The 25775-nt window shown below is 40.1% G+C and carries 30 protein-coding genes and 1 riboswitch; of the genes, 21 read left to right on the forward strand and 9 right to left on the reverse strand.

The genetic code is table 11. The features are described 5' to 3' along the window. Positions 1-19 precede the first annotated feature (19 nt). Together LCL89_RS02355 and LCL89_RS02360 are read left to right on the forward strand one after the other, a co-directional pair. The gene (locus tag LCL89_RS02355; protein ID WP_224807473.1) at positions 20-664 is read left to right on the forward strand and encodes a Type 1 glutamine amidotransferase-like domain-containing protein; all 645 of its coding nucleotides are present in this window, start codon (positions 20-22) and stop codon (positions 662-664) included. 21 nt (positions 665-685) lie between these two features. Continuing rightward, positions 686-1489 carry a YwqG family protein gene (locus LCL89_RS02360; RefSeq protein WP_224807474.1) on the forward strand — a complete coding sequence of 268 codons (804 nt, stop codon included), beginning with the start codon at positions 686-688 and terminating at the stop codon, positions 1487-1489. Between the two features lie 47 nt (positions 1490-1536). Here LCL89_RS02360 and LCL89_RS02365 read toward each other — a convergent pair whose 3' ends face one another. From LCL89_RS02365 to LCL89_RS02375, 3 genes are read right to left on the reverse strand one after another with little or no spacing between them, the layout of a single operon-like run. Further along, entirely contained in the window at positions 1537-2322 is a 786-nt protein-coding gene (locus LCL89_RS02365) for an ABC transporter permease (RefSeq protein ID WP_197316334.1), read from the reverse strand. 3 nt (positions 2323-2325) lie between these two features. Then, complete coding sequence (locus tag LCL89_RS02370; protein ID WP_224807475.1) at positions 2326-3117, reverse strand: ABC transporter permease; 792 nt, start codon at positions 3115-3117, stop codon at positions 2326-2328. Beyond that, positions 3101-4123, reverse strand: a complete 1023-nt coding sequence (locus LCL89_RS02375; RefSeq protein ID WP_224807476.1) for an ABC transporter ATP-binding protein — start codon at positions 4121-4123, stop codon at positions 3101-3103. Before LCL89_RS02375 ends, LCL89_RS02370 begins: the two co-directional genes overlap by 17 nt. A 183-nt stretch (positions 4124-4306) precedes the next feature. Here LCL89_RS02375 and LCL89_RS02380 point away from each other — a divergent pair, with 183 nt between their 5' ends. The 10 genes from LCL89_RS02380 to LCL89_RS02425 all read left to right on the forward strand — a co-directional run bounded on the left by LCL89_RS02380 (position 4307) and on the right by LCL89_RS02425 (position 13313). Next, positions 4307-4870, forward strand: a complete 564-nt coding sequence (locus LCL89_RS02380) for a GNAT family N-acetyltransferase (protein WP_224807477.1) — start codon at positions 4307-4309, stop codon at positions 4868-4870. A gap of 361 nt (positions 4871-5231) precedes the next feature. Continuing rightward, a complete protein-coding gene (locus LCL89_RS02385; RefSeq protein WP_224807478.1) occupies positions 5232-5384 on the forward strand; it encodes a hypothetical protein in 153 nt (50 codons plus the stop codon). Positions 5385-5530: 146 nt separating this feature from the next. After that, on the forward strand, positions 5531-6712 hold the full coding sequence (locus LCL89_RS02390) for an MFS transporter (protein WP_224807479.1): 1182 nt from the start codon (positions 5531-5533) through the stop codon (positions 6710-6712). 57 nt (positions 6713-6769) lie between these two features. Next, a complete protein-coding gene (locus LCL89_RS02395) occupies positions 6770-7222 on the forward strand; it encodes a hypothetical protein (protein WP_224807481.1) in 453 nt (150 codons plus the stop codon). A 385-nt stretch (positions 7223-7607) separates the two neighbouring features. Further along, positions 7608-8096, forward strand: coding sequence for a hypothetical protein (locus LCL89_RS02400; protein WP_224807482.1), 489 nt, complete (start codon positions 7608-7610; stop codon positions 8094-8096). A gap of 14 nt (positions 8097-8110) precedes the next feature. Continuing rightward, the gene (locus LCL89_RS02405; RefSeq protein WP_224807483.1) at positions 8111-8971 is read left to right on the forward strand and encodes a DUF5667 domain-containing protein; all 861 of its coding nucleotides are present in this window, start codon (positions 8111-8113) and stop codon (positions 8969-8971) included. Positions 8972-9973: 1002 nt separating this feature from the next. Then, positions 9974-10954, forward strand: a complete 981-nt coding sequence (gene guaC / locus LCL89_RS02410) for a GMP reductase (protein ID WP_224807484.1) — start codon at positions 9974-9976, stop codon at positions 10952-10954. Between the two features lie 195 nt (positions 10955-11149). Next, complete coding sequence (locus tag LCL89_RS02415; RefSeq protein ID WP_224807485.1) at positions 11150-11818, forward strand: type 1 glutamine amidotransferase domain-containing protein; 669 nt, start codon at positions 11150-11152, stop codon at positions 11816-11818. Between the two features lie 116 nt (positions 11819-11934). Then, entirely contained in the window at positions 11935-12900 is a 966-nt protein-coding gene (gene uvsE, locus LCL89_RS02420; RefSeq protein ID WP_224807486.1) for a UV DNA damage repair endonuclease UvsE, read from the forward strand. A 185-nt stretch (positions 12901-13085) separates the two neighbouring features. Further along, the gene (locus LCL89_RS02425; protein WP_224807487.1) at positions 13086-13313 is read left to right on the forward strand and encodes a hypothetical protein; all 228 of its coding nucleotides are present in this window, start codon (positions 13086-13088) and stop codon (positions 13311-13313) included. A gap of 38 nt (positions 13314-13351) precedes the next feature. Here LCL89_RS02425 and LCL89_RS02430 read toward each other — a convergent pair whose 3' ends face one another. Beyond that, entirely contained in the window at positions 13352-13531 is a 180-nt protein-coding gene (locus LCL89_RS02430; protein ID WP_224807488.1) for a small acid-soluble spore protein H, read from the reverse strand. 171 nt (positions 13532-13702) lie between these two features. Between LCL89_RS02430 and LCL89_RS02435 the strand changes: the two genes are divergently transcribed. Beyond that, positions 13703-14314, forward strand: a complete 612-nt coding sequence (locus tag LCL89_RS02435; RefSeq protein ID WP_224807489.1) for a DUF2651 family protein — start codon at positions 13703-13705, stop codon at positions 14312-14314. A gap of 25 nt (positions 14315-14339) precedes the next feature. Beyond that, positions 14340-14708 carry a nuclear transport factor 2 family protein gene (locus LCL89_RS02440; protein ID WP_224807491.1) on the forward strand — a complete coding sequence of 123 codons (369 nt, stop codon included), beginning with the start codon at positions 14340-14342 and terminating at the stop codon, positions 14706-14708. A 116-nt stretch (positions 14709-14824) separates the two neighbouring features. Here LCL89_RS02440 and LCL89_RS02445 read toward each other — a convergent pair whose 3' ends face one another. From LCL89_RS02445 to LCL89_RS02465, 5 genes are all read right to left on the reverse strand, one after another. Beyond that, a complete protein-coding gene (locus LCL89_RS02445; protein ID WP_197316300.1) occupies positions 14825-14992 on the reverse strand; it encodes a YfhE family protein in 168 nt (55 codons plus the stop codon). Positions 14993-15137: 145 nt separating this feature from the next. Then, on the reverse strand, positions 15138-15917 hold the full coding sequence (locus LCL89_RS02450) for an energy-coupling factor transporter transmembrane component T family protein (RefSeq protein ID WP_224807492.1): 780 nt from the start codon (positions 15915-15917) through the stop codon (positions 15138-15140). Then, positions 15904-17526 carry an ABC transporter ATP-binding protein gene (locus LCL89_RS02455; protein ID WP_224807493.1) on the reverse strand — a complete coding sequence of 541 codons (1623 nt, stop codon included), beginning with the start codon at positions 17524-17526 and terminating at the stop codon, positions 15904-15906. Before LCL89_RS02455 ends, LCL89_RS02450 begins: the two co-directional genes overlap by 14 nt. Beyond that, positions 17523-18101 carry an ECF transporter S component gene (locus tag LCL89_RS02460; RefSeq protein ID WP_224807494.1) on the reverse strand — a complete coding sequence of 193 codons (579 nt, stop codon included), beginning with the start codon at positions 18099-18101 and terminating at the stop codon, positions 17523-17525. Before LCL89_RS02460 ends, LCL89_RS02455 begins: the two co-directional genes overlap by 4 nt. Next, on the reverse strand, positions 18094-18696 hold the full coding sequence (locus LCL89_RS02465; RefSeq protein ID WP_224807495.1) for a Ykof family thiamine-binding protein: 603 nt from the start codon (positions 18694-18696) through the stop codon (positions 18094-18096). The genes LCL89_RS02460 and LCL89_RS02465 overlap by 8 nt, the downstream gene beginning before the upstream one ends. 93 nt (positions 18697-18789) lie before the next feature. Beyond that, a riboswitch (TPP riboswitch) is annotated at positions 18790-18898 on the reverse strand. Positions 18899-19109: 211 nt separating this feature from the next. On the opposite strand from LCL89_RS02465, the gene LCL89_RS02470 reads away from it, so the two are divergent. From LCL89_RS02470 to LCL89_RS02500, 7 genes are all read left to right on the forward strand, one after another. Further along, positions 19110-20501 carry an FAD-binding oxidoreductase gene (locus tag LCL89_RS02470; protein WP_224807496.1) on the forward strand — a complete coding sequence of 464 codons (1392 nt, stop codon included), beginning with the start codon at positions 19110-19112 and terminating at the stop codon, positions 20499-20501. After that, a complete protein-coding gene (locus tag LCL89_RS02475) occupies positions 20501-21487 on the forward strand; it encodes a bile acid:sodium symporter family protein (RefSeq protein WP_224807497.1) in 987 nt (328 codons plus the stop codon). The genes LCL89_RS02470 and LCL89_RS02475 overlap by 1 nt, the downstream gene beginning before the upstream one ends. Positions 21488-21593: 106 nt before the next feature. Beyond that, positions 21594-21842 (forward strand): hypothetical protein, encoded by a 249-nt coding sequence (locus tag LCL89_RS02480; protein WP_197316293.1) that lies wholly within the window; start codon positions 21594-21596, stop codon positions 21840-21842. Positions 21843-22602: 760 nt separating this feature from the next. Continuing rightward, positions 22603-23568: a thrombospondin type 3 repeat-containing protein gene (locus LCL89_RS02485; RefSeq protein WP_224807498.1), complete on the forward strand. Its 966-nt coding sequence runs from the start codon at positions 22603-22605 to the stop codon at positions 23566-23568. A gap of 304 nt (positions 23569-23872) precedes the next feature. Then, complete coding sequence (locus LCL89_RS02490; RefSeq protein WP_224807499.1) at positions 23873-24553, forward strand: serine/threonine protein kinase; 681 nt, start codon at positions 23873-23875, stop codon at positions 24551-24553. A gap of 326 nt (positions 24554-24879) precedes the next feature. Further along, positions 24880-25086, forward strand: a complete 207-nt coding sequence (locus LCL89_RS02495; RefSeq protein ID WP_224807500.1) for a hypothetical protein — start codon at positions 24880-24882, stop codon at positions 25084-25086. A 65-nt stretch (positions 25087-25151) separates the two neighbouring features. Continuing rightward, entirely contained in the window at positions 25152-25769 is a 618-nt protein-coding gene (locus LCL89_RS02500) for a DedA family protein (protein ID WP_224807502.1), read from the forward strand. Positions 25770-25775 lie beyond the last annotated feature (6 nt).

Here is a 25775-nt window from a genome sequence, read left to right on the forward strand (position 1 = left end):
TAAAAAGGGGGATTGGTCCATGACTGCTAAACATTTATTCTTATTCGGAGGTAGTCCGCCATTTAATGATACTCTAGGTGAGAAGTTTGCAAAATACGCCGGCAATGAAAAAGGAAAAGTTGCCATCCTTTTCATAGAAAGAGAAGGTTGGAAGGAGTATATGAAGATTTATACATCAGTCTTAAAAAGATTTGGTTTGAAAAAATACGAGTATATCGCTCTTTCTTCATCGCCTTCAGAAGAAGACATCGAACAAGTGAAAACAAGCTCAGGAATCATTATTTCTGGAGGAGCAACGGAACTTTATCGATCCTACATCGTCAAAACTGGAATAGGGGTAGCAGTAAAAGAATTATATGAAAATGGTGTTCCAGTAGCCGGTTTCTCGGCAGGAGCACTAATTGCTCCTGAACACTGTGTTATTCCTCCTATAGATAACTCGAAAAATAAGCAGCTGTTTCTTAGTGGTTTAGGATTAATCAAAAACTGTACTATAAGTGTTCACTATACAAAATGGAACGAAGAGCAGAACTTGAGAGCAGCGATTGAAAAGCTCCGTGTCCCCATTGGGTATGGAATCGATGATGAAGGCAGTATATACTTCAGAAATGAGAAGTCCATTGAGTGTGACAGCCATAACTACTATGTACTCTATCACCTTTAAAAAGAGAAAAGGAGACTTAAAATGAAAGATAATAACCCTGTCTTTTATATACCAAAAGAATTGAAAGATTATAGAAAACAAATCGCCTCTACAACGGAACCTTTTATAAAGATTACAACAGAAAAGAGAAACTCAACTCTTGATGGGAGTAAATTTGGCGGGGAACCTTATCTTCCTGAAGGAACGGAGTACCCTGTAAATAAGAAGGGGAATCCTCTGAGATTATTGGCACAAATTAACTTTTCAGAAGTGCCCTTCATTGAGGGAATGCCGAAAGAAGGGGTACTGCAGTTTTACATAGATGCTGAAGATGACTTGATGGGAATGAACTTAGAAGATTTGTGTGATCAAACAGGTTTCAAAATCTTATATCACCCTTCGATTGAGGGAGACCTACCAAAACCCATAGGGAGACAGAAGGAATTGAATGATGATGAATTCTTTCCAGTAGAAGATGAGATGTCTTTATCTTTTCAGCAAGATATTGAGCCTGTCTCATCTGAAGATTTCCGAAACGAAGAATTGTTAGGTGAGATGAAGGAAGAGTTACTGGATTACGATGAGGAAGAACTCGACTTGTGGGAACTGTATTACGAAGCCTTCTCAGGTGAAGGGCATAAGATTGGTGGTTATCCGTATTTCACACAAGAAGATCCAAGACACAATAATCAATACGAGCAGCATAACGTGCTTCTTTTACAGGTTGATACCGATGAAAATGGTATCATGTGGGGAGATAGTGGAGTAGGTAATTTCTTCATCAAAAAAGAAGACCTACTTAACTTGAACTTTGAAAACGTTCTATACTATTGGGATTGTCATTAATAAGAATGCCCAGGGAAATTACCCCTAGGCATTTCATATGAATTCCATCAGTTACCGGCTCCTCTGTACTTCGTCACCCCTACATTCCAAATAAAGATGGAAAGGAAGAAGAACCCGAATCCGACAACAGGCGTCAGAAATGCATATACGTACCAGTCTTCTCTACCTAGGAAATAAGCGGAAGGATAAACGCCGACAAACGCGAAAGGAAGAATCCACGTCAAAATGAAACGGATCACCTTGTTATAAATATCAACAGGATAGCGGCCATAATTACCAATGTTGTACATCATCGGTATGATACTTGTCCGGCTGTCCGACCAGAAGCTGATGCTTGCCAGCATGACGAATATTCCTGCGTAAACGAACGCTCCGCCAATCACCATCAAAATGAAGATGAATGGATCATACCAGCTTATGGATAAATCCAGTCTCATCCCCGCATATACCATGACCGCAATACCGGTAATCATACCAAAGAGGGATTCCAGTTCCATCCGCTCTAATATGATTTGGAATAAGGAGTGGACGGGACGAGTCAGAATCCGGTCCATTTCCCCTTTTACGATATATCTTTCATTAAAGTCCCATATGTTGAAAAACGCGCCAAATATGGCGAAGGGAACGAGGAAAAATCCATAAATGAAAATAATCTCATCCCGCGACCACCCACTTAAAAACTGGGTGTGGCCGAAGACGACTAAAATAAAAACAAGGTTCACGGCCTGAAACAGAAGGTCGGACATGATTTCCATCAGCATGTCGACTCGATAGGTCAGACGTGTTTTCATGTATTGGGAAACATAATGAAAAAAGATCGCTGCATGTTTCATGTTCTAACCTCCTTGCACAATCAGCTGGCGTTTAGCTATGATCCATAAAACTTGGATCGGAATGATGAGTATGAGTGCCCAGACGAACTGGAATAGTAAAGCATCCCATACTTCATTACGGGAGAATCCATCAGTGAAAATCATGCTGGGAATATAGCTGATCGCCTTGAATGGTAAAAAATCCATTACGCTCTGGGCCCATACAGGATAGAAGCTGATGGGTAATAACAATCCGGAGAACAGGTCTATAACGACACGCTTGGCACGTATCAAACCATCGTTATTGAAAAAGAAGAAGGTCATGACTCCGGTCAGTAAGTTGATTTGAGTGTTTACGATAAAACTGAAGATGATTGAGACCATAAAGAAAAGCCAGGTGGACAAAGCTGCTGAGAAATTGATCGGGAAAATAAGGCTGACAATAATCATTCCTGGTACCGAGAAGAAGCCAAGCCGGAATATTCCTTCACCTAAGCCCTGCATCGTCTTCATCGTCAAATAATGATAGGGGCGAATGAATTCTACAGCCACTTTTCCTTCTTTGATCTCCTGGGCGATTTCCCGGTCAATATTATTGAAGTAGAACGCCCTTGCCATCCAGGCCACGGCGATATAAGTCGTCATTTGAATGACAGAAAGACCTTCTATTTCTCCTTTATCTCCATAAATGGCACTCCATAAAAAGTAGTACGCGCCGATATTGATGCTGTAAATGAGGATTCCGCTGTAATAATTCGTCCGGTAGGCGAGCATCATCAAGAAGCGGATCCGAATCATCTCAATATATTTTGCCATCGACAACGCCCTCTTCATAAATGTTACGGATGATTTCTTCTGTTGAAATCTCATGGATCTTCACGTCCGTGATGCGATGAGCAGCCACGACTCTCCCGATGACTTCTGAGATGACGTGTTCTTCATTGACTACATTCGCTACCCAGACATTTTTTCTTTCGCTAGCTGTCCATTCAGCGTCAAGTTCTTTCATCAACGGAGAAAGCTCATCTTTAGTAACTTCTTCAGCAAATTGAAATTCAATTTGCTTTCCTTCTCCCCAGTTGGAGCGGAGGTTTGCGAGTTTACCATCATAAATGATCTGACCTTCATCCAGCATAATGACTCGTTCACACAATGCTTCAATATCCGTCAGGTCATGAGTGGTCAAAAGGATCGTTGTTTTATATTTCTCGTTGATTTCTTTAAGGAAATTACGGATTTTCAATTTGACCAAGACATCCAATCCAATTGTGGGCTCATCTAAAAAGAGGAGCGGCGGGTTATGAAGCAGAGCAGCTGCCAGCTCACAACGCATCCGTTGTCCTAATGATAGTTTCCGGACAGGCTTATCTAAAAGCGGTCCGATATCCAATGAATCGATGACGTGGGTCATGTGTGCTTCATAATCCTCATCAGAGACATTATAAACCTTTTTCAAAAGCTTGAAGGATTCCTGAACCGCAATGTCCCACCATAGCTGTGAACGCTGACCGAAGACGACTCCAATGGAGCTGACAAACTTCTCCCGCTCTTTATGAGGATTCATTCCGTTAACAGTGACAGTACCGTCTGTAGGAGTGAGAATTCCAGTAAGCATTTTAATACTGGTCGATTTTCCGGCACCATTTTCTCCGATGTAACCGACCATTTCTCCTTGTTTCACTTCAAATGATATATCTTTTACTGCTGATATAATTGAATAATTACGGTTGAATAAATCACGAAAAGCTCCTTTTAACCCAGGTCGGCTGGAATGGGACTTAAAGTCTTTTCGTAGATCTTTTACTTGGATTACTTGATCCATGATGTGCACCCCTCCTATGTAAGACCCCATCTAGTTTATCGGATTCGACAGAAAGAAACAATTTTTAAACTCTTACTGAAAGTCCCCAAGAGTGAATGGAAAGGGATTTTGTGTTTTTTTTCTCAATTTGAAATAATTAAAGAGTTGTTGGTTTTGAACAGAGCGAGAATAGGGGGAGACGCTATGGTTGAAATTATAGGTGAAAAGTTGATATTGAAGGAAGCGTCTGAAACGGATATTGACGAACTTTATGATTGGAAGTTCAGTGAAAAAGGGCGGGAAGCCAAACAGTGGAATGGTCCTTATATTCCTGAAGATAAAATGACCCGCAGGGAATATGGATGGATGTGGGCGCTGGACAACAATGCTTTTGCTGATATTCCGGATGCTTTAGTCATTACCGTGAATCAAAAAGTCGTCGGTTATGTCGGAGCTTATTGGGTGGATAAGAATACAAATTGGTTAGAAACAGGGATTGTCATTTATGACTCCCATTATTGGAATGGAGGGTACGGAACAGAAGCTTATCAATTATGGATCGATTTTTTGTTCAATCACAGTGGCCTCCATCGGTTAGGCATGTCTACATGGTCAGGAAACTTACGGATGATCAAAGTGGCTGAGAAGCTGGGTATGGAAGAAGAGGCACGGATCAGACAGGCGAGAGAAGTAAACGGAGAGTATTATGATTCCATCAAGATGGGAATATTAAGAAGTGAATGGAAAGGTTCCAAGAAAAAGCTGTGATAAAAGGGGGAAGAGGCAGAAGTGTACAGAAAGAATAAAAAAACCATCAAAGAAAAAATCTCTGCTTTTATAGAAGAGTTTACGAATAGCTGTTTAAGTGTTGGATGCATTCTGCCCATTTGTTTTTCTGTCGTAGGAATATATCTTTTCTTTATAGCTTAAACCAATCTTTTACATCCCAGTATAATGTCTTAAAAGAAAAAGCCGGGCTAATCGTAAAAAAATCAGGCACATTATCCGCCTGGTGTAGAAAGCACCCACCCTATAAAGCAGAATAAGATGATACATAAAAAAGCATATATGAGAATGCCCCTTTGCTGACTATTAAGAATTCTTCTTATTTATTTCATGGTCCTGGTTTATGGTAAACAACCTCCGTTCTTTTCATTTGGTTTTTGAAATCCAATTCAAGAAAGAAGGTATGCATGTGGCTGTTTTTACATTTGCAATGATATTTGCCGTTATTTTATTAGCTTCGATGGCGAAAACGATTAAGGATCGCCAAAAAAAATAATTTGATATTGAATTTTAACCTCCACAAAAGTGGAGGCTTTTTTTATGAAAAACAAAAAGAAGTTTGAAAGGGAGATAATTCGTTTAATACCGCTAGTACGATACAAAATATCATAACAAAGTAAAATTGAGCGGAGGTATGTATAGATGTGGTCGGTAAAACAGTTTAAAAATGAAATTCCGATGATATCGCTCGTAGGATTGCTTGCTTTATCATTGGTTTTCGGTTGGGTCAGGTATGGTTATGGTTTGCTGCTTCCAAATTTTGAGAAAGAATTTAATTTAAGCGCTTCGACGCTGGGGATCATTTCAAGTCTTTCCTTTTTTTCATTTTTTATCGGCGCCTTACTGGTAACGATATTTATATCAAAATTAGGACCTAAATGGTTTATATTAGCGGGTATCCTTTCAGGGTCTGTAGGGCTCATGGTCTCTGCCCTTGCACAAAGTGGGTTCATGTTTGCGGTCGGTTGTTTCATTTCAGGTTTCAGTCCTGGTCTTTGTTGGTCTTCCTTTTCGGATAGCGTGCGTCAAAATATTAAAGAGTCTCTTCAAAAGCGCTCATTAGCTATTATCAGCACTGGTTCATCGCTTGGTTTAGTTGGAATTGCGGCTATATACCTTCTAATAGATGGAGACGGGTGGCGTTATTTATGGGGGATAGGTGGAGTTATTGGTCTCTTTATCTTTCTTTGGGCCAGCAGAACCATACCTCCAGGAACATTGCGAGATAGTCCCCAATACGATAAAAGTCAAGAGCGGAGCAGCGTCATAAACCATCAATCCATTCCTTTATATATGGCTTCATTTGTGTTCGGAATTACAGAAGCCACCTATTGGACGTTTTCGGCAGACTTCGTTCAACAAACGTTCTCAATAAACGAAGCGAATGCCATTCTCTTCTTAATTACTGGGATAGGAGGGCTTGGTGGTCTGTTAGCTGGGGATTTCATCAACTTAATAGGATTTAAAAAAAGTTTTATTATTACGGTAGTTTTTTATGCGTTAAGTATGTTGATGCTTTTCTTTTCACAGTCGTGGTTGATCATATGTTTATCCGGTTTCTTGTTTGGCCTCACTTTTATGCTTTACGCAGCATTTTTACCGATATGGAGTGCAGAAGTTTTCCCGTCAGCTCCTGCGAAAGGTTTCAGCATAAGTATAATGGTCTTGAATGTCGGTACAATTGCAGGTCCGGCATTATTCGGTGGAATTCTTGCCGTCATGGAGTATAAGTGGATCTTCCTGTTTATGGGACTGATCGCCTGTGTGAAAGTGTTATGGACACCCCGCAGGAGACAGGAGCTGAGTGCGGGAACAACTAACTAACTGTATTAATAAACCTCGCTTGAATGGTTAGGCTAAGCAAAAAGAGGAGTCGTTCTTATGAAAAAAGCACTGGTGATCGTAATACTTTTTCTTCTTTCATTTGCCTTTCCCAGCCTTTCAAGTGCAGAAAAGATGCCCTGTACAGTAGTTTTGGAGCCGGTTTCCGGTCAAAACGAAAACGCTGAAGGTGTGGCACTCATTCATAAAGTGCAATTTAAGCCTCAAGGGTATAAGCGTACAAGTGTAAGTATGATGGCTTCTCACTTGCCGGACCCATCAGAATGGGGAGACTATGATGGCTATGAAGGTTTTGTCACAATCCCAAATGAAATCAGCTGGCGATTTAAACTCTACCCAACACCTGAAGAACTGGGCCCGACTTGGGCGGGAAGATTCGATCAGATTACAGCTGAAATGAAAAACGTGGAGTTGGAAATTCGTCCATCGAACGCACAATCTGAGAAACTTGGCGAAAAGGTATTATCTGGAGAAATCGACATCTGTAAGTGATTTGAATAGTAAGTAAAAAAGGAATGCCTTATGGTATTCCTTTTTTTACTTTTATTTAAATTAAAGTCTCTGTTATTATCTGTTGTTGATAGTTTAAACGATTACTAAATAGTACCCGTGCTGATATAAGCTCACTTGTGAGATAACAACACCAGCCTTTAACAGAGCCAAATTAAAAAATATAATAACAATTCATAGGGGAAGAGTGGTGTAATTGCTGTCTAAACCCCAACCATTCTTTAACGGAGTTTACATGAAAAGTAAAAAGAATATGTAGTTAGGATGATATTCTTTTTTCTACGGACTGATATAATGAATATAAATTGTTTATTATAATGGACAAAGTTTTTTTCATTTGACTGAAAGTTGAATAGGAGGTGAAAAGTTGAAATATATCATGTTTTTAGTGTTATTCATTTTTCTTTTTATGACTGGATGTCAACAATCTGGAGAAGTGAAGGGTCAACAAACACTTAATAATAATGAGGCGCATCTTTTCGAAAGTAAGAAATATGGTCTTTCCATTTCAAAAGACTCAGGCTGGCAGCTGATCGACGAGAAAAATGAAGAAAGACTAAATATAAAACTATCAAATGGAACCTCCTTTTCAATTATAAGTGCAGTATCCACGGAGAAAAGTTTCAGTAAAATTAAAAAGGAATTACTGTATGGGGCAGGAGATGTTGAAATCATAAAAGATTCAAAACATCAAATTTCATTCGAAACAAAGATGAAGGATAAAATTCGTACTGACATCCACTTGTCTCAAAATGAAGAATTTACATATGTGGTTACCTTTGTTACATCGTTGAAGGGTTATGATGAAGAAAGAAAAGACATGGAAAAACTATTGGATCACATCTCTTATGACTAGAAAGGGGTTAATTTATGAAGAAACAAATAGCAGGATTAATTGTAGGAGTAAGTGCACTAACTTTTGTACCACAGGTTATTGCGGATGAAAACGAGGATAAAGTGACACCTGACTCAGAATTTTATGAGACGATACGTCTTATAGAAGAAACCTCGTTAGAACTTACCAAAGATTCTAATGATAGGGCAAAACTTTTAAGTGAACAAGCTGAAAAGAGAGTACTGGAAGTTGAGTCAGCACTGGAAGACGAAGATGAGGAGACAGCGTCGAAACTCCTGGATGATTATGAAGAAATTATAGAAAATATGATGAGTAGCTTGGAAGAGGGGGATGAGTCAAAAACAATCAGTGAGGTAAAGAAATCAACTTTGCGTCTCACCTTACTTTTAGAACGAGAAAACCTCTCTGAATCTGCAAAAGAAGCAATTGAACAGGCTTTAAACAATCAGGAAAAATCATTAACTAAATCTCAAAATGAAAAAGATGAAGAAGAGAATTCGGATGATGAGAAGAATGAAGAAGGAGAAAAAGATCTAGAGGAAGAAAAAGCGGAGCGTGAAGAAGAAAAAGCTGAACGCAAGCAGGAACGTGAAGAAGAAAAAGCTGAACGCAAGCAGGAACGTGAAGAAGAAAAAGCCGAACGTAAGCAGGAACGTAAAGAAGAAAAAGCCGAACGTAAGCAGGAGCGTGAAGAAGAAAAAGCAGAGCGCAAGCAGGAGCGTGAAGAAGAAAAAGCGGAGCGCAAACAGGAGCGAGAAGAAGAAGAAGACCGTGAGCAAGAAGAAAATGATGAAGACGAGGAAGAGAGTCGCGAAGATGATGAGGAAGAATCAGACGACGACGATGACGACGATGATGAACAAGGAAATAATTAATTGAGCACTTCCAAACCCTACTCGACATATGAGTAGGTTTTTGTTTTTTAAACAAAAGGTTTAATAAGTAGACCAGGCATGACTATAATAGAAAAGTATTAATTTTATTAGATGAAAGGGTGAGAAAATGGGTGGTTTATTGTTTATCATATTCTTAGTTGCAATTACTATGATATATCGGAAATATACCAGGTTGAGTTTCATGTGGGTATTACTGATTATTCTTGGAGAAGTTATTCTCGTTTCTGCACTTTCTTTCTTAACTGCTCTTATTCCATTTATTACTGAGAATATAGCCCAAATATTAATTCCTATTTTAATGACCATCGGCTTTATAATCATTGGCTGGATCAATTACAAGAAATTCCCTCCAAAAACATAACACGAAAAGCCTGCTTTCCAAGGATGGAAAAGCAGGCTTTTTTAATGATATGGCTCTGTTAAAGTCTGTTGTTGATATTTAAACGATTACTAAATAGTCCACGTCTGGGTATAGGTTTCCGTTATTTACTCAGAGCATGGGATGGCAGGGAAAACAGTCCGCTTTCCGCGGGGAACGCTGAGCCTCCTCGAACTTCGTCCTCCGGGTTCTCACCTTGTTCCTTTTTCCCGCAGGAGTCTACCTGTTTCCCCTGCCATCCCGTTCGTAGTTGATGTAACGAATTTCGGTTATGGCATTTCTGACCCTTCTACTTTGAAGAGGCGGCCTTTTAGAATGGCGAGACTCCTGTGGGATTAAAGTACATCGTGAGACCCCAGAAGGCATTAGCCTGAGGAGGCTCACGGTACCCCACGGAAAGCGAGTCATTCTAAAAGGCCGCCTCATGCAATATCCAGGACAGAAAGAGCTGATATGAGTTCGCATGTGAAATAACAACACAAAGCAATAAAAGAGCCAATGATATAAATATTTTGACATTTCTTCATAAATCCTGTAAATTTTACAATAGACGAACGTTGTATATTATTATTAAAAAAATATTCGGTTTTAGGAGTGTTCCGATGGATAATGTATTTGATTATGAGGACGTACAACTGATTCCAGCTAAATGTATGGTGAACAGCAGAGCTGAATGTGATACGAGTGTGAAATTAGGTAAGCATAGTTTCAAGTTGCCGGTAGTACCTGCAAATATGCAGACGGTGATTGATACACATATCGCAGAAAATTTGGCGGAACAAGGATACTTTTATATCATGCACCGATTTGATCCGGAAACGCGTCTCGGTTTTGTCATGGATATGAAAGATAAAGGATTGATTGCATCCATAAGTGTCGGGGTAAAAAAAGAGGAATATCGATTTATTGAACTTTTATCCTCAGAACGATCGGCACCTGATTATATCACGATAGATATCGCTCATGGCCATTCCAATGCTGTCATCGACATGATTCAACACATCAAAACACACCTCCCGGAAACTTTCGTTATTGCAGGAAATGTCGGTACTCCAGAGGCTGTTCGTGAACTGGAACGTGCAGGCGCGGATGCCACGAAGGTAGGTATTGGTCCGGGAAAAGTCTGCATTACGAAAATAAAGACAGGGTTCGGCACTGGAGGCTGGCAGTTGGCAGCCCTTCGATGGTGTGCAAAAGCAGCGAACAAGCCGATCATTGCCGATGGGGGGATTCGGACACATGGGGACATCGCTAAATCGATCCGTTTCGGAGCCACTATGGTTATGATAGGGTCTCTTTTTGCAGGGCATGAAGAATCACCCGGCCACACGATCGAGAAAAATGGGCAGCTGTATAAAGAGTATTTTGGCTCTGCATCTGAGTTTCAAAAGGGTGAAAAGAAGAATGTGGAAGGAAAGAAAATGGTCATAGAGCACAAAGGCTCTTTAAAAGAAACATTGGTAGAAATGGAACAGGATCTTCAATCTGCAATCTCCTACGCAGGAGGAACGGGAATTGAAGCGATTCGTCATGTCGATTACGTCCTCGTTAAAAATTCTATATTCAATGGAGACAAACTATAAATAGAAAAAGCGGTTCACCGTAGTGAATCGCTTTTTTTTTTCGTTTTTATACCGCAATGGTTAATAGAAGCACTGGGCGGGTATGGAATAAAGTGAGCAAATTAGTTTTAACCTGAGATATTCCGTGGTATAACACATATGTGGTCAAAAAAAAGACCTCAGGTTTTAGCTGAATTATTCAAAGGAGGCAATACAATGAGTAACAAACGAGTACTAATGGTCGTAACAAACCATGATAAAATTACAGAGGATCATAAAACAGGACTTTGGCTTGAAGAATATGCCGTTCCATACAATGCCTTCAAAGAACAAGGCTACGACGTAAAGGTCACAAGTATCCAGGGCGGGGAAGTTCCACTGGATCCAAATAGTATTACAGAAGAAGAAAAACCAGAATGGAAAGAAGCTCAAGAGCTATTGAAAGACACTCCACAGCTTTCTAAAAAAGATGCGGAAGGTTTTGACGGGATTTTCCTACCAGGAGGTCACGGGACTATGTTTGACTTCCCGCAAAACGAAACGCTTCAATATGTTCTGCAGAAGCATGCAGAGCAGAATAACGTCATCGGTTCTGTCTGCCATGGTCCAAGTGGTCTTGTTAACGCAACTTATGAAGACGGCACACCACTCGTAAAAGGTAAAAAAGTAGCTGGTTTCACAGATTCTGAAGAAATCGGCATGGGCTTAGAAGAGCAAATGCCATTCATGCTGGAAACTGAACTTCGTAATAAAGGTGCTGAGTTTTCTAAAGGGGAAGACTGGTCTGTACACGCAGTTCGCGATGGAAATATGATTACAGGACAAAACCCAATGTCCAGTGAAAGCGCAGCTGAAAAAATGGTTGCTGCTTTAAATGAAAAATAAAAGATAACCCTGACTCCTCTCAGTATTCTGAGAGGGGTTTTTTAATGGGATTGTAACATTTACATATCCTTCGTTCTTTAGTGGATGCTAAGGGAAAATGAAGCGGGTGAATAGAGATGACTCTATATAATCTCGGGTATGTAGCTATGAGTGTGAACTTGAAGAATGCTTCTCCTTCCCAAACGATGACCTTCAAAAGGTTTCAGCAGATACGAGATCGCGAAGCCGCACTGAATAAGTTGGAAAGGATTGCCTCATCCAATATTCAAAACTCCTTAAGATTATTGAAACATAACCTTGCGTATGACATTCGATTTTTTCGTTTGAGTTCCCGGCTCGTCCCATTAGCCACTCACGAAGAATTAAGCGACTGGGACTATCTTTCTCCGATTAAAAATGATCTTGCCGAATTAGGTGCGTTCGCAGAAAAACACCACATGCGCTTGGACTTCCATCCTGATCACTTTGTTGTGATCAATACACCAAAAAAAGAAATATTCAAAACATCTATATCAGTTTTGAAGTACCATTATGTTCTCCTTAAGTCGATGGGGTTCAACCCAGAACACAGAGCCGTTCTTCATTTAGGAGGAAGGTACGAAAATAAAGAAAAGTCGCTTGAAAGATTCATAGACAACTGGGGTTCTGTACCTAAAGGCATTCAAAAAATGATTATCATTGAGAACGATGATAAGAGCTACACACTCGAAGACTGTTTGTATGTTTGTGAAAAATTGAATATCCCTCAAGTGTTTGATATCCACCATCATATGGCCAACCATAAAGAAGAAAACTGGGATCCTCTTTGGGAGAGGGTCGTCGCTACATGGAATGAGTCACCATTACCCATAAAGATGCATATATCAAGTCCGAAAAGTGAGAAGGATTTCAAAAGTCATGCTGATTTTATAGATGTAGATGTATTCTTGGATTTTGTGAAGAGAACTTCAGGGTCCACTGAACAAATTGACTGCATGATTGAAGCCAAACAGAAAGATGATGCCCTGTTTAAATTAGTAGAACAATTAAAACATCATCCACATATTGAGATGCAATCTGAAAGTTCTTTTACATGGAAATAAGAGGGAGAGATTTTTTGTCATGAATTGATCTTAAGAATCATAATTTAAAATCGAAATGATGTTTACTTTAATAAACAACTGAAGGGAGTATTTGTTATATTAGTGGAAAAAAATACCTAACAAACCATGTTTTATGATAAAATAAATGAAAAACATATTATGGGGATAGGAAGGAAGTTGTTTCATTGGAAAGAATTATCGAACTTGAGAAAGTGATTATTGAATTAAGGGAAAAGGAACGCTCAAGCTTCGTCAGGATTAACGAAAAGAACACTTATAAGTCCGCTGATTTTGTGGATGAAAGCGAAAGTAAAATGAAAGAGGCTTTTATTGCATACCTGAAAGCAAAAGGGCTTGCATCCGATTATGAAATCAATACTTACTTAATCCCTTTGGTTCCAACTAAAAATTAAAAACCACCCCTCTGGATTCCAGTCCGGAGGGGTGGTTTTTATTGCTCTTCCAACTCATTAAGCGAAACGGTTTGCTCTCGTTCAGGTTGACCTAAAGGATAGATTCTAGCTGTCCCATTCTGCTCGTCTACATTTTGGATGTAAATTGGCTGACCATTGAATACTACATTTGCCATTTTCGGTGATGTACAAATTTCCTGAGCACGGTTTTTATTCATGATATTAACCTCCTTGATATTATCTTTCCTTTGTGGATAAGAGTTATCCAATTTGTTCAATAAGTATAATAAAGGCTAGTTCTTCCTTACTGATGTAATAAATGACGAAAAGGTTGTAATATTATATCTTTATGTGTAAAATTACACTAAAGCTGAGAAGGGAGTGCTTTTATGCAAATTCTACCTTATGTTTTTTATTTATTCCCAATAACTTCTTTCGTACTTGGAATTATCATATACGCTACTATAAAGAAAAGGTACCTGGCGCCTTTAATTATTTTTACAATCTTCTTTGCTGCTCAATTGATTTTTTTTAACTACACATTTTTCCAAATGGTTTGTATTTATACATTCCTCGCTTTTTCAGGTTCTTTCACTGCTGAAATAGTCATGAAAAAATATGACCCTGGCAAGAGATTGAAAAAAGTCTTAGGGATCGTCATGGCGGGAGGTGTACTCGCTTTATGTGCTGTCATGCTATTATCAAAACCATATCAATCCTGGGTGATGGAACATAAAGTCAAGGCTCATCTAAAAGAAATGGCATACGATGAAAGCGAAATAGAATCAATAGATACGACTTATGAACACAAACGAAACACAAACAGAACAAAGCCTGTGATAGCAGAAGTCGTTTTTACCAATGACCCTGATCATACATACCGCTATATAGAATTAAGACAGAAAAACGAAATCAAACAAATGTGTGAGTATAAAAGTGGGAATGTAATGAAAAGTGAGTACACTGAAGAACGACCGCACATGATCAAGAATTGTTATTGATTTAATTTATAGGAGAGTGGATCGGATGAATCGGGATTTACTGGATAAGATTAAAAAATTGGAAGAAAGCCACTTATCACTCCATGTACGTTCTTCCTCTGAAAAGCTGGGTGAAATTTTAGCGGATGACTTTTTTGAAATCGGAAGCTCTGGTGTAATGTTTGATAGAAAAGAGTGTATGGAAAAAGGCGTCGTTTTATCAGATATGACTCTACACAATTATGAAATTCAACTTCTTTCTGAAGACGTAGTCTTATCCACGTATTTTATTGAAGATAAGACCAGGGATAGAAATACATTACGAAGTTCCATTTGGAAAAGAATTGATGGAGGATGGCAGCTATATTTTCATCAGGGGACGATTACACAACTTCAAGTAAAAGATGTTTTGTGAAAGCCATGCGAATGGGATATAAGCAGGCCTCCATGTCTTTTATCTATGGGATTTTATTAACAGAAGCAATTCTATGAAATAAAAAAGCAGCTTTTAAGCTGCTTTTTTACATCGGTTTACTTTTTCAAATCAGGGTTTTCTCGTTTGGCCTCTTTTACTTTAGGTTTGCGATATCCTCCAGCGATATCAGCCTTTTTGAACTCTTTTGCGTATACGACTTCTTGTGCATCTGAAACATCTTCATATTTACCACCAATAGGTTGGTACTGTGTATTGTTGTTCATAAATTCATTCATCCTTTCATTTAGAATTGGTTATATATGTCCATTTCCTGAAAAGTGTCGATGAAAACATGGAATTAAAAAAAGACTTTAATTATTATATAGAAATTAAAACAGCTGGATGCCATTTCAGGTATCCAGCTGTTTTTCAGAGCTCTCCATCATATATGTTGAAGTATCCAAGCTTGACTGATACCAGAATCACTAAACCTAATGCCGTAAACATGAAAATAGGAAATAACCAATCCTTCTTTGTGACAGTAAACTGGTGGAAATACGTCCTGTTTCTGTTTCCGGTAAAACCCTTCGACTCCATCGCGACTGCAGTCCTTTCGGCTTTGCGAATTGCTCCTGCAAGGAGGGGGATCGCAAGCCGCTTCCACTGCCCCACTTTTCCTTGAATCGTTTTCGCTTGGCTGACTCCCCTTATTCGATGTGCAGCTCTGATTTGTTGGAATTCTGTCTTCAGCATAGGGAGAAAACGGTAGCCGGCTAATACTCCATAGGCAAGTTTGGGAGGAAGCTTCAACTGTTGAATCAAGCTTAAAACGAAGTGCACCATGTCCGTCGTGAAGATAAATAATAAAGATAACACAGCAAATGCAAGCACTCTCAATGATAAGGAAACTGCTATAAACAGATCTTCTCTAGGAAACTCCCACCATAAAACCGCTATAATCTGTTCGGGATTTGAAGGAGCATCCGCAAATGCGAGCGTAGTCCATAGCATACCGAATGCAAATATGAAAAAGGGGCTGAAATAAAGTAAGTAATGCTTTTTATTAAATCTACCAAATAAAAATGTTACGCCAATAACAAAAATTAAATAAAGAAAGGGAGTAATCGGATCAAATAAAAAAGCGAGTATAAAAACAAGACCTGCGATGGTCAATGCTTTTACGCTTGGATTCAAGTCATTTAGATACATAAGGGAGCCTCATCCTTTCGGCTTGGATCCGGGGAGGGAGATTTAAATGGTAGCGGGATAGGTCACCTTGTTTCCATAACTTATCTGGCTTTTTGTCGATCTTCACTTTTCCCTTTTCCATAACAAGAACACGGGTGGCGAATCGATCGACCAGTTCCATGTCATGGGTGATCATCACAATGGTCTTGCCTTTACTGTTTTTATCTTGTAAAACATCCATCAAACGTTCCGTCGTATTCCAATCCTGACCAAAGGTCGGTTCATCTAAAATTAACAGTTCCTGATCCATGACGGTCATCGCAGCAACACTCAGTCTTCTTTTCTGGCCCTGACTCAATTGAAAGGGATTTCTATTCTCCAAGCCTTCCAGGTTGTATTCTTTCAACGTTTGAAAAACAACTTCTCTGACTTCATTCTCTTCTTTGTTGGTTAATTTTAAGCTATATGCCACTTCTTCAAAAACGCTGTCTGTTATGAATTGGTGTTCAGGATTTTGGAACACATAGCCAATGACATTTCTTAAATTATCCTCACGCCATTCTCCCAGAGGTCTTCCTTTAAGGTGAATAGATCCTCGATTAGGAGAGTGTATACCGGCGAGAAGTAGGGAGAGAGTGGTTTTCCCACTTCCGTTCGGACCAACAATCGCTACGAATTCATTTTGAAAAATATCCAGATGGACCGAATCCAAAATCTTCTGCTTAGATGCATGCCATGATAAATTGTCTGTTTGCAACAACTGTTGTCCACGGTATCCGTCAGATGGGTGTACAATTTCAGGTTTGAAAGATAATTCATCAATTGTCATAGGCAGTTTGGAAAGGGGAGAGGCTGTCTTCAAGGCCTCTCTAGTGGCATAAGGCAGCCATACCCCTAATTTTTTTAGTGAACTCGCATGTTCCGTTACTCCATCCCGCAGTGTCCCCTGATAGAACAGCTCCCCATTTTGATTGAGTATGGCAGAATGCTGTACCAGCTCTGTCCATTCCTCTATTTTGTGTTCAATGACAATCAATGTAATCCCCAGTTGTGCTTTTAAACGGTGTAATATCTGTGTGAAAATCTCAGCTGTACAAGGATCGAGGTTTGATGTAGGTTCGTCTAAAATCAATACATCAGGTTTCATGGCAAGGACACAAGCAAGAGCGAGCTTTTGCTTTTCACCCCCGGAGAGTGTGGAAATGTCCGATTTCCGATAATGCTCAAGACCTACGAGCTTTAGAGATTCGGTAATCAGTTCTTCCATTTTTTCCAGGGGTGTGGAGAGGTTTTCTAAGCCAAAAGCAATCTCATCTTCAACTGTCAGCATGCAGAATTGTGTATCGGGATCTTGAAAAACAATACCGATATGCCGGCTGATTTCTCCTGGATGGTAATCTCGAGTATCTTTTCCATTTACATAAACATGGCCAGACATTTCTCCATCCAATTCTCGAGGAAAAAGGCCATTCAAACAATGGATAAAAGTACTCTTTCCTGCGCCGCTTGGCCCTAAGATCAGCCATGTACTTCCTTTTTCAATCGATAAATTTATATCATTGAGAGCCGGCTCTTCAACTTCTTCATAACTTACAGAAAGGTGTTTGGTCATTATGATAGGTTCATTCATGCCGCTCGTCTTCTCCTCATTTCTTTTCCTAGTGCGAAACTCGACAGAACACCAGTCCTCGCAAGTGCATCACTTAAATACTTGCCTAATACACCTGAAATCAGCGCACCACTTACCATTCGTAATACGAGCATAGCAATGACATAACTTGAATCCAGAGCAGCGTATCCAGATCGGAAATACCCCCATGCAAAACTGAACACTGCGGCCATGACTCCTGCAAACATGAGTGTCGCTAAAGTATATTTTTTATATCGGGTAATGGCAAAAGCTGATTCTGCACCTGCGCCCTGGATCATTCCAGCGACAATTAACATCGGACCTACAGCATTTCCGAGTAACACTTCAACGGTTGCCGCAATAGTCTCGGATAAGAAAGCTGCTCCAGGCTTCCGGATGATATAGGCGGCAATGATAGAAACGATGAACCAAATTCCGAAAATAAGATCATAACCAATCGGCCCGAAGAATCCTACAAGGATCTTTCCTATGGGAAGAAAAGCTAAATAAATGACAGCAAAAACGACAGATAAAGTGGACATAACAACAATTTCTTTCAACTTCCAGCTATTCATTCAGATCCTCCTTATGAGAGGGACTGTTAGCAGAAACCGTTACAGTCATGACTGTATGTGGAACTCGGGCTTGTGTTTCACGGAATACCTCTTCTAAACCTTTGAATATATCATGGGTGTCTCCTTCCAGACGGGTGGAATAATGGGCGTGAGCAACGCGGACTCCTTTTTCTTTCATCGCGTCGATCTGTTTATATATCGTGTCCATATAATCCCCGCCGCCTAAAGGATAGAGAGAAAATTTCGAAGCGATGTATTGTCTGATATCTCGGGAGTACCCTTCATTCATCAAATTTGAAGACACATCCATGTATGCATCTCCGGAAGAATCTCCAGGGCAGCCGATGGAAAAAGTGCCTTGAAATGCAACATGAACATCGGTCTTTGCAATATGCAGCAATATCGCCTTCGTTACGTCGAAAACATGCTCGATTGTACCTCTGACCGTGGTCGTAACGTCATCGGTCTCCATCCACACTTTTGTTGTATCGACTTCACTCAAACTATCCTTGATATACTTCACAAAGTCGTCAGCCATCGGGTGCACAGAAAATGAGCAGCCTGCAATGCGTTGATTCCCACATGATTGATTCATATAAAAACACTCCTTGAATTTTGGTACACAAAAAGACTGCATCCCGGGGGAATGCAGTCCACATTTAGAATATGTAGAACCAAAATGGTTCAACGAATGCCGACTGCACTTCCCCACGCTGGTATTATCCAGATCGGGTCGTAAGGGTCGGAAACCTTTCCTCTCAGCCACATTTGATGTTGCAGCTCCCCCAGTGCATGTTCGTTTCATATGCAGTTCTTGTGTTGCTTTTTATATTAGATCATGTGTATAAATTTGTAAACCATTTCTAACCATCTAAATATAGAAAGCTGCAGGTTTCATAAACTTATATACTTTTTCTTTTATTTCTCTCCATACGTATGGTTGTAATGTTCAGAATGTTATGTATAATTCACTCCAATGGATTTAAATAATTCAAAGGGGGACAAAGAATGAATGTGTCTGCTCACAGTTTAATTGAAGAGCTTAAAGAGTTTTTACGGAGTGACCAAATCTCAACGAATGAAACCATCCTCGAACGTCATAGTAAAGATGAATCCTATCATCGGAACAGCTTTCCTGACCTTGTCGTATTCCCGGAAACTACACAGGAAGTAAGTGGGATCGTCCAGATAGCAGATCGTACAGAAACCCCCATTATTCCCTTCGGATTGGGTACCAGCTTGGAAGGGCATGTCATCCCTTATGACAAAGGAATGACCATCGATTTTTCCATGATGGATCAAATCCTTGAAATAAAAGAAAATGATTTTCTTGTCAAAGTGCAGCCGGGCGTTACTCGTTCCCAGTTAAATAAAGCCCTGAAGAAATATGGGCTTTTTTTCTCTGTAGATCCGGGAGCGGATGCGACCCTTGGGGGGATGGCATCTACGAACGCAAGCGGTACCACATCTGTCAAGTATGGAGTTATGAAAGATCAGGTGCATGATTTACAGATAGTTCATCCCGACGGGGAAGTCATACATACAGGAAACTCAGCTAGAAAGTCTTCCTCAGGTTACGATTTAAACCGTCTCTATGTTGGTTCGGAAGGGACACTAGGTTGTATAACAGAACTGACACTTCGGGTGTATGGAATTCCAGAACACATTATGGCAGCACGAGCGACGTTTTCTTCCTTGAATGATGCCGTAAATGCTGTCGTTGCAATTCTGCAGTCCGGTTTGTCCATCGCCCGTGTCGAGTTAGTGGATGAAGACTCGATACGTCAGGTCAATCGGTTCAGTGAGACAAACTTTTCGGAAAAAACGAGTTTGTTCCTTGAATTTCATGGAAACGAAGCTGGCTTAAAGAGTGATTTGTCTTTCATGGAGGATATCGTTAAAGACCATAATTGTGAAGACTTGCAATACGAACATGACCACGCATCAAGAAACAAACTATGGGAAGCCAGGCACAATTTAGCCTATGCTTATGTTCATGGATTTCCTGGACGTAAATTGATGGTTACGGATGTTTGTGTGCCAATATCCCAATTGGGGAGCGCGATTTCATACGGAAGGGAACTGATGGAAAAATGTAGGCTTACAGGAGGGATTCTAGGTCATGTCGGAGATGGGAACTACCACGCGCTGCTAATGATCGACATGCAGGATAAAGACGAAGTGAAAAGAGCGGAAGATTTCAACGAATGGATTGTAAAAGACGCGCTGCAGCGAGGTGGAACATCTACAGGAGAGCATGGAGTCGGGTTCGGCAAAATGAAATATCAGGAGCAGGAACACGGGGCGGCTTTGGAAGTGATGAAAAAAATCAAGAGTTCTCTTGATCCGAAAGGCATAATGAACCCTAACAAAATTTTTCAGAGGAAGGTGAGTACATAATGAAATGGTTGGAAATCGTAAGCAATATGGCTGGAAAGTATTTCGCTTTTTGGGTGGTGGGAATAGCATCGGTAGCTTATTTCTTTCCTGCGCCTTTTACCAATCTGGCTTCATTCATAACTATTCTATTAGGTGTGGTTATGTTTGGAATGGGGCTGACCTTGAAGCCTGTAGATTTCAAGTTAGTGGCTAAAAAGCCCGTACCGGTACTCATTGGAGTATCAGCTCAATACATATTGATGCCTCTAGTGGCTTTCGGAATAGCTTATATGATGGACCTTCCTGCAGGGCTCGCTGCTGGTCTGGTCCTGTTAGGTTCTGTCCCAGGTGGAACAGCTTCCAATGTGATGGTTTATTTAGCTAAGGGAAATCTGGCACTATCTGTTGCCATGACATCTTTATCGACGATGCTTGCACCTGTTTTGACACCCCTCATTCTGTTGGTATTGGCAGGCCAATGGCTTCCAGTCGATCCAATGGCAATGTTCATCTCGATTGTGCAAGTCATCATTATTCCGATTGGTTTAGGGGTAACGTTGCGTAAGTTTTTCCCGAAAACCGTAGAAAAAAGTGCAGCGGTGGTACCGCTTATTTCTGTAGTTGCAATCATCGTCATCGTTTCTGCTGTAGTCTCACTAAATGTAGATAATATTACGAATTCCGGGGTGAGCATTTTCACAGCGGTTATGCTGCATAATATAATTGGTTTGTTCCTCGGTTATATGGTTGCAAAAGGGTTACGTTTGGATGAAAGTAAACGCCGGGCCATTTCCATTGAAGTGGGGATGCAGAACTCCGGCCTTGGTGTCGCTTTAGCATCAGCGCACTTTGGTCCATTGGCCGCTTTACCTAATGTCATTGCAGCAGTTTGGCATAATATTTCAGGTCCTATTCTGGCAACGATATGGTCAAAAAAATCGACAGAAGAGACCGTCCGAACACAAAGAAAACGAATTAAACCTGAAATGCAAAGGACTGGAAATTGAAAGAGTGCCTGACTGGCACTCTATTTTTTTGGGAAATTAGAGAATGTCCATACAACAGTCCGTTGCACAGAATAGATTGTAGAGAACAATTGAAGGGGGAAATCAGTTGAGAGGATTACAGAATTACAGTTTTTGTGCCGCTTTATTGATCCTGGGGCTGGCCGGGATAGGAATCGGCATCGGAATATCTGGAGGTAGAGCGATTGAAGCGGTCGGGCGTCAGCCATTCATTGGTGGAGAACTGACACAATTTTACGTTCAATATATACTGCTTCCAGAATTTTTATTAGCGCTTGTGCTTGTGAGTTTTGCTGTGTATTTCCTGCTTAAGGATGTATGGAATAAAGATGAGTGAAGATATGAGTTATAACTTATGAAGTCCCACTATCCTGGTGGCTTCTTTTTTCTTTTTGGCTTTGTTATTGCGTGGTGTTCTTATTTCACTGTGCGCTCATATCATCTCTTTCTGTACTGGAATTTGTATGAGGCTGCCTTTTAGAATGACTCCCTTTCCGTGGGGTACCGTGAGCCTCCTCAGGCTGCGCCTTCCGGGGTCTCACGATGTACCTTTATCCCACAGGAGTCTCGCCATTCTAAAAGGCCGCCTCTTCAAAGTAGATGGGTCAGAAAGGCCATAACATAAATCCGTTACACCAACTATGAACGTGATGGCAGGGAAAACAGGTAGACTCCTGCGGGAAAAAGGAACAAGGTGAGACCTCGGAGAACAAAGTTCGAGGAGGCTCAAGCGTCCCCCGCGGGAAGCGGACTGTTTTCCCTGCCATCCCATGCTCTGAGTAAATAACGGACCAGCGCCCTTATCCTAGACGGGGACTTTTTAGTAATCATTTAAAATATCAACAACAGACTTTAAAAGAGGCTTCTTTTTAGACCTAATTGTTAAAAGGAATGTAGCACACCCTAAAGGTTTAATGACTAATTTGATATCCTCTTCAGATCATCGCCATAAGTAATTAAAGAAGGTTTTCTGATATGGGGAGGATTTTATATATCCCCGCGAATTTCAGACTTTCTTCGCTTAATAATCTCGTCCATCACATTTCTTAGTCATGAACACGATTCATAAAAAATATTGTGAAAGGGGGAGGTTATTTATGGAAAAAATTAGAGGTTATCCAAGAAGGAAAGTGAGTAAGTGCGTGACCTTTTGTTCCTTGTTCCTTTTAGTTTGTACTTTGTTTTTACCATATTCGCTTAATCTTCCATCAAGTAAAGGTGTAGAGGTACTCGAGACCAAAGTGGTATCTGCTGAGGACACAAGGATCTGGCCAAATGCTGGTTTAACTGGAGGGCAGGATGGGGTTTATAAAAATTTGTCACTCCTTTTAAATGGTGCTGCAAATATGCAGGCTTTTGCAAATGGAACGGTGTACTATCTGCTGCCACAAGAATTTGTAGAGGCAAATATTATTGATCAGATGGATTTTAGTGGAACGTATTCTGTCGATGTTATTGATATAAGTGGGTTTCCAATGACTGAATCTGGAAATGTCTCTGAAAACCAGATGACGATTGATGCAGCAACAGGAGTCATTTCATACAGTCTGGCTGAATTACTTGATCACCCGTATGCAGATACCTCTGAGGGAAGGTTCACATTGTACATGGAATATACAGATGGTCGGTATCCATTTACAGACGACGGTCAATATACTTTCTATGGAGGGGCATATGATTCCATCTCATCTTCTGACACATTGAAAGTCGATGGAGCAAAAACAGAATTACCCGCTCCAGTTGATTCAGATGGAGATGGACTGAGCGATTCGGAAGAGGCGGACTTGGGTACGGACCCTGACAAACCTGATACTGATGGAGATGGATATGGTGATGGTGAAGAAGTGGAGGCAAATACTGATCCATTAAATCCGGAAGACCCGGAAAAAACTTCGGAGCCAAAGCCAGAGCCAGAACCAGAACCTTCCCCTGATGCTGGGGAGGAGGAAGAAGAGCAGCCCGAATCTTCTTTGAATTTTAATAATCCGATAGTACTTGCTCTTGGTCTCTTAGGGATTGTTGCAGCCTTATTCGTATTGAATCACAGAAATAAAGACGAATGATTCTAAAAAAGATCCAAACTTTGTTTGGATCTTTTTTTGGGGTTGAGATGTTATGAATCCTTATTATTGATAATAGACAAGAGGCTTACACTTACCAAGTAAAAGCAGGTGTACACCCGTTCACTGCAATGAAGCAGTCGACTTCCATCCAAGGAATCAAATACACAATGATCAGAAAAAAATAAAGTGGATCACCCGTTCATATTTTCATGTTTTTTGTGGTAAATCTATAAAGAAAGAGTATAATGATAGATTAATCAGATATGAATTGATTGAATGAGATTAAGAGAGGTGGAGGAAGGATATGAAGAGAGGCTGGGAGGTTGCAATACCTTCGCTTTCTCAAGTCACTGTTCATTCAAGCCCGAATAACGGGCCTGTAACCATACAGGGTCACCCGGAAGGACTTCGGTGTATCGGAGTTGGAACCGATGCAGCAGTATTCCAGTACTTAGAATCCCCTCTTTATGCTTTTAAAATCTTTGCAGAAGACAAGCGGAGTAAAGTTGAGATCGAAACGAACATTTACAGGAAACTTGGTACTTCAACATACTTTCCCATTTTTTACGCTTCCACTCCTGAATACTTGGTTTTAAGTTATGAAGAAGGGATAACATTATTTGACTGTGTGCTCCAAGGGGTACACATTCCGTGTCAAGTAGTTGATGATGTGGAAGAAGCCAGAGATTATGTTCGTGAGATCGGGTTGAACCCACGTGATATACATTTGAAGAATATCTTATTACAAAATGGAAGAGCAAAAATCATCGATGTGTCAGAATATGCCCAACCAGGGAATGATTTTCGATGGGAGCATTTGAAAAGAGGTTATGAAAGACATTACCATCTGATTGATGGCAAGTGTGTACCTTACTGGCTGGTGGAGACGGTGAGAAAATGGTATAACCAATGGGATAAACATCACGTTTCATACGAAGACTTTTTGAATAGAATCATGAAGTTCAACCCCTTCAAAAGGGGTTGAACACCGCTGTGCTTGATGGAACTTAACATGTGTGGTGTAAATATTTTTTCAACTTGTACTTGTTACCTCTCCATATTGGTATAATAAGTTTAGAAGAGAATGGAGGGGGATTACAGTAGCAGGAACAATACTAGAAACACACTAAGATTATACGACCAGTCAAATAGTTAATAAAATATACAAAACAGAAAGTGCGCCAACCCTACACATGCTCATGTAGGGTATTTTTTAAACTTCTTTTACATGTTTCCTATCCTCTTTACCATTGAATTTAAATTTAACGTAAGACTGATAACAAAAATTTATAAATAAAGGACGACAAAAAAGTGAACACTTTCAAGGTGTCAAAAGAAATGGTGGAGTATTATTTAATGAGTTCGTGTATCATAGCTCTATTATTCGGAGGAATTTACTTGAGCGGGTGGTTCGTTGGCGTGGATTGGGGGGACTACAATTTGAAATTCTCATGGAACATGTTTAACTCAGAAGAGCTGAGACAATTGGTGGGAATGAAGCCAATGGGTAATGAATGAAGGTTATAAAGTATTTTGTATTTAAACATTAAGAAGGTTGAAGAAAGGAAGCAGTGAAGGTTCTAATGGTTGATTGGATCATTCAATTTATGGAACAACATGGTTATTTGGGTGTGTTTATGTTAATGACCTTAGAAAATTTATTCCCCCCGATACCCTCTGAGGTCATTTTGCCATTTGGAGGTTTCTTGACGACTTATACAAGTTTATCAGCTCTCGGAGTGGTCATTTTAGCAACAAGTGGATCTGTTACAGGAGCTATTCTTTTATATGGTGCGGGATATTTTTTAGGAATTGATAAAGTTGCAGATGTTGTTGACAAGTGGGGTGGTCTTTTAAGGTTAAAAAAAGAAGACGTGTTCAAAACTTTGGAGTGGTTCAATAAATATGGCGTATGGACCGTTCTTTTGTGCCGAATGATTCCACTGGTACGTAGTCTTATTTCTATTCCTGCAGGGATGTCGGGAATGAACTTCACTTTGTTTGTAAGTTTCACATTGTTTGGAACATTTACATGGAATTTACTGCTTGTTACTGCTGGTGTGATTCTTGGTGAGTCATGGTCGGATATTCTTCATTACATGCATATGTATTCGGCTTTGACTTATAGTTTTACAGGTTTCATTTTTCTACTTCTAATGATTTGGATTTACCTTAAACGAAAAAAACTTCAAAAAAGGTAAGGGAGC

Origin of the sequence: Halobacillus yeomjeoni (genome assembly GCF_020171525.1) — a bacterium.
Lineage (GTDB): Bacteria > Bacillota > Bacilli > Bacillales > Halobacillaceae > Halobacillus > Halobacillus yeomjeoni.

Coding starts and splice junctions, on each gene's coding strand:
- LCL89_RS02355 (WP_224807473.1), top strand. CDS start 20: ATGACTGCTAAACATTTATTCTTATTCGGAGGTAGTCCGCCATTTAAT.
- LCL89_RS02360 (WP_224807474.1), top strand. CDS start 686: ATGAAAGATAATAACCCTGTCTTTTATATACCAAAAGAATTGAAAGAT.
- LCL89_RS02365 (WP_197316334.1), bottom strand. CDS start 2,322: ATGAAACATGCAGCGATCTTTTTTCATTATGTTTCCCAATACATGAAA.
- LCL89_RS02370 (WP_224807475.1), bottom strand. CDS start 3,117: ATGGCAAAATATATTGAGATGATTCGGATCCGCTTCTTGATGATGCTC.
- LCL89_RS02375 (WP_224807476.1), bottom strand. CDS start 4,123: ATGGATCAAGTAATCCAAGTAAAAGATCTACGAAAAGACTTTAAGTCC.
- LCL89_RS02380 (WP_224807477.1), top strand. CDS start 4,307: ATGGTTGAAATTATAGGTGAAAAGTTGATATTGAAGGAAGCGTCTGAA.
- LCL89_RS02385 (WP_224807478.1), top strand. CDS start 5,232: ATGGTAAACAACCTCCGTTCTTTTCATTTGGTTTTTGAAATCCAATTC.
- LCL89_RS02390 (WP_224807479.1), top strand. CDS start 5,531: ATGTGGTCGGTAAAACAGTTTAAAAATGAAATTCCGATGATATCGCTC.
- LCL89_RS02395 (WP_224807481.1), top strand. CDS start 6,770: ATGAAAAAAGCACTGGTGATCGTAATACTTTTTCTTCTTTCATTTGCC.
- LCL89_RS02405 (WP_224807483.1), top strand. CDS start 8,111: ATGAAGAAACAAATAGCAGGATTAATTGTAGGAGTAAGTGCACTAACT.
- guaC (WP_224807484.1), top strand. CDS start 9,974: ATGGATAATGTATTTGATTATGAGGACGTACAACTGATTCCAGCTAAA.
- LCL89_RS02415 (WP_224807485.1), top strand. CDS start 11,150: ATGAGTAACAAACGAGTACTAATGGTCGTAACAAACCATGATAAAATT.
- uvsE (WP_224807486.1), top strand. CDS start 11,935: ATGACTCTATATAATCTCGGGTATGTAGCTATGAGTGTGAACTTGAAG.
- LCL89_RS02430 (WP_224807488.1), bottom strand. CDS start 13,531: ATGAATAAAAACCGTGCTCAGGAAATTTGTACATCACCGAAAATGGCA.
- LCL89_RS02435 (WP_224807489.1), top strand. CDS start 13,703: ATGCAAATTCTACCTTATGTTTTTTATTTATTCCCAATAACTTCTTTC.
- LCL89_RS02440 (WP_224807491.1), top strand. CDS start 14,340: ATGAATCGGGATTTACTGGATAAGATTAAAAAATTGGAAGAAAGCCAC.
- LCL89_RS02445 (WP_197316300.1), bottom strand. CDS start 14,992: ATGAACAACAATACACAGTACCAACCTATTGGTGGTAAATATGAAGAT.
- LCL89_RS02450 (WP_224807492.1), bottom strand. CDS start 15,917: ATGTATCTAAATGACTTGAATCCAAGCGTAAAAGCATTGACCATCGCA.
- LCL89_RS02455 (WP_224807493.1), bottom strand. CDS start 17,526: ATGAATGAACCTATCATAATGACCAAACACCTTTCTGTAAGTTATGAA.
- LCL89_RS02460 (WP_224807494.1), bottom strand. CDS start 18,101: ATGAATAGCTGGAAGTTGAAAGAAATTGTTGTTATGTCCACTTTATCT.
- LCL89_RS02465 (WP_224807495.1), bottom strand. CDS start 18,696: ATGAATCAATCATGTGGGAATCAACGCATTGCAGGCTGCTCATTTTCT.
- LCL89_RS02470 (WP_224807496.1), top strand. CDS start 19,110: ATGAATGTGTCTGCTCACAGTTTAATTGAAGAGCTTAAAGAGTTTTTA.
- LCL89_RS02475 (WP_224807497.1), top strand. CDS start 20,501: ATGAAATGGTTGGAAATCGTAAGCAATATGGCTGGAAAGTATTTCGCT.
- LCL89_RS02485 (WP_224807498.1), top strand. CDS start 22,603: ATGGAAAAAATTAGAGGTTATCCAAGAAGGAAAGTGAGTAAGTGCGTG.
- LCL89_RS02490 (WP_224807499.1), top strand. CDS start 23,873: ATGAAGAGAGGCTGGGAGGTTGCAATACCTTCGCTTTCTCAAGTCACT.
- LCL89_RS02500 (WP_224807502.1), top strand. CDS start 25,152: ATGGTTGATTGGATCATTCAATTTATGGAACAACATGGTTATTTGGGT.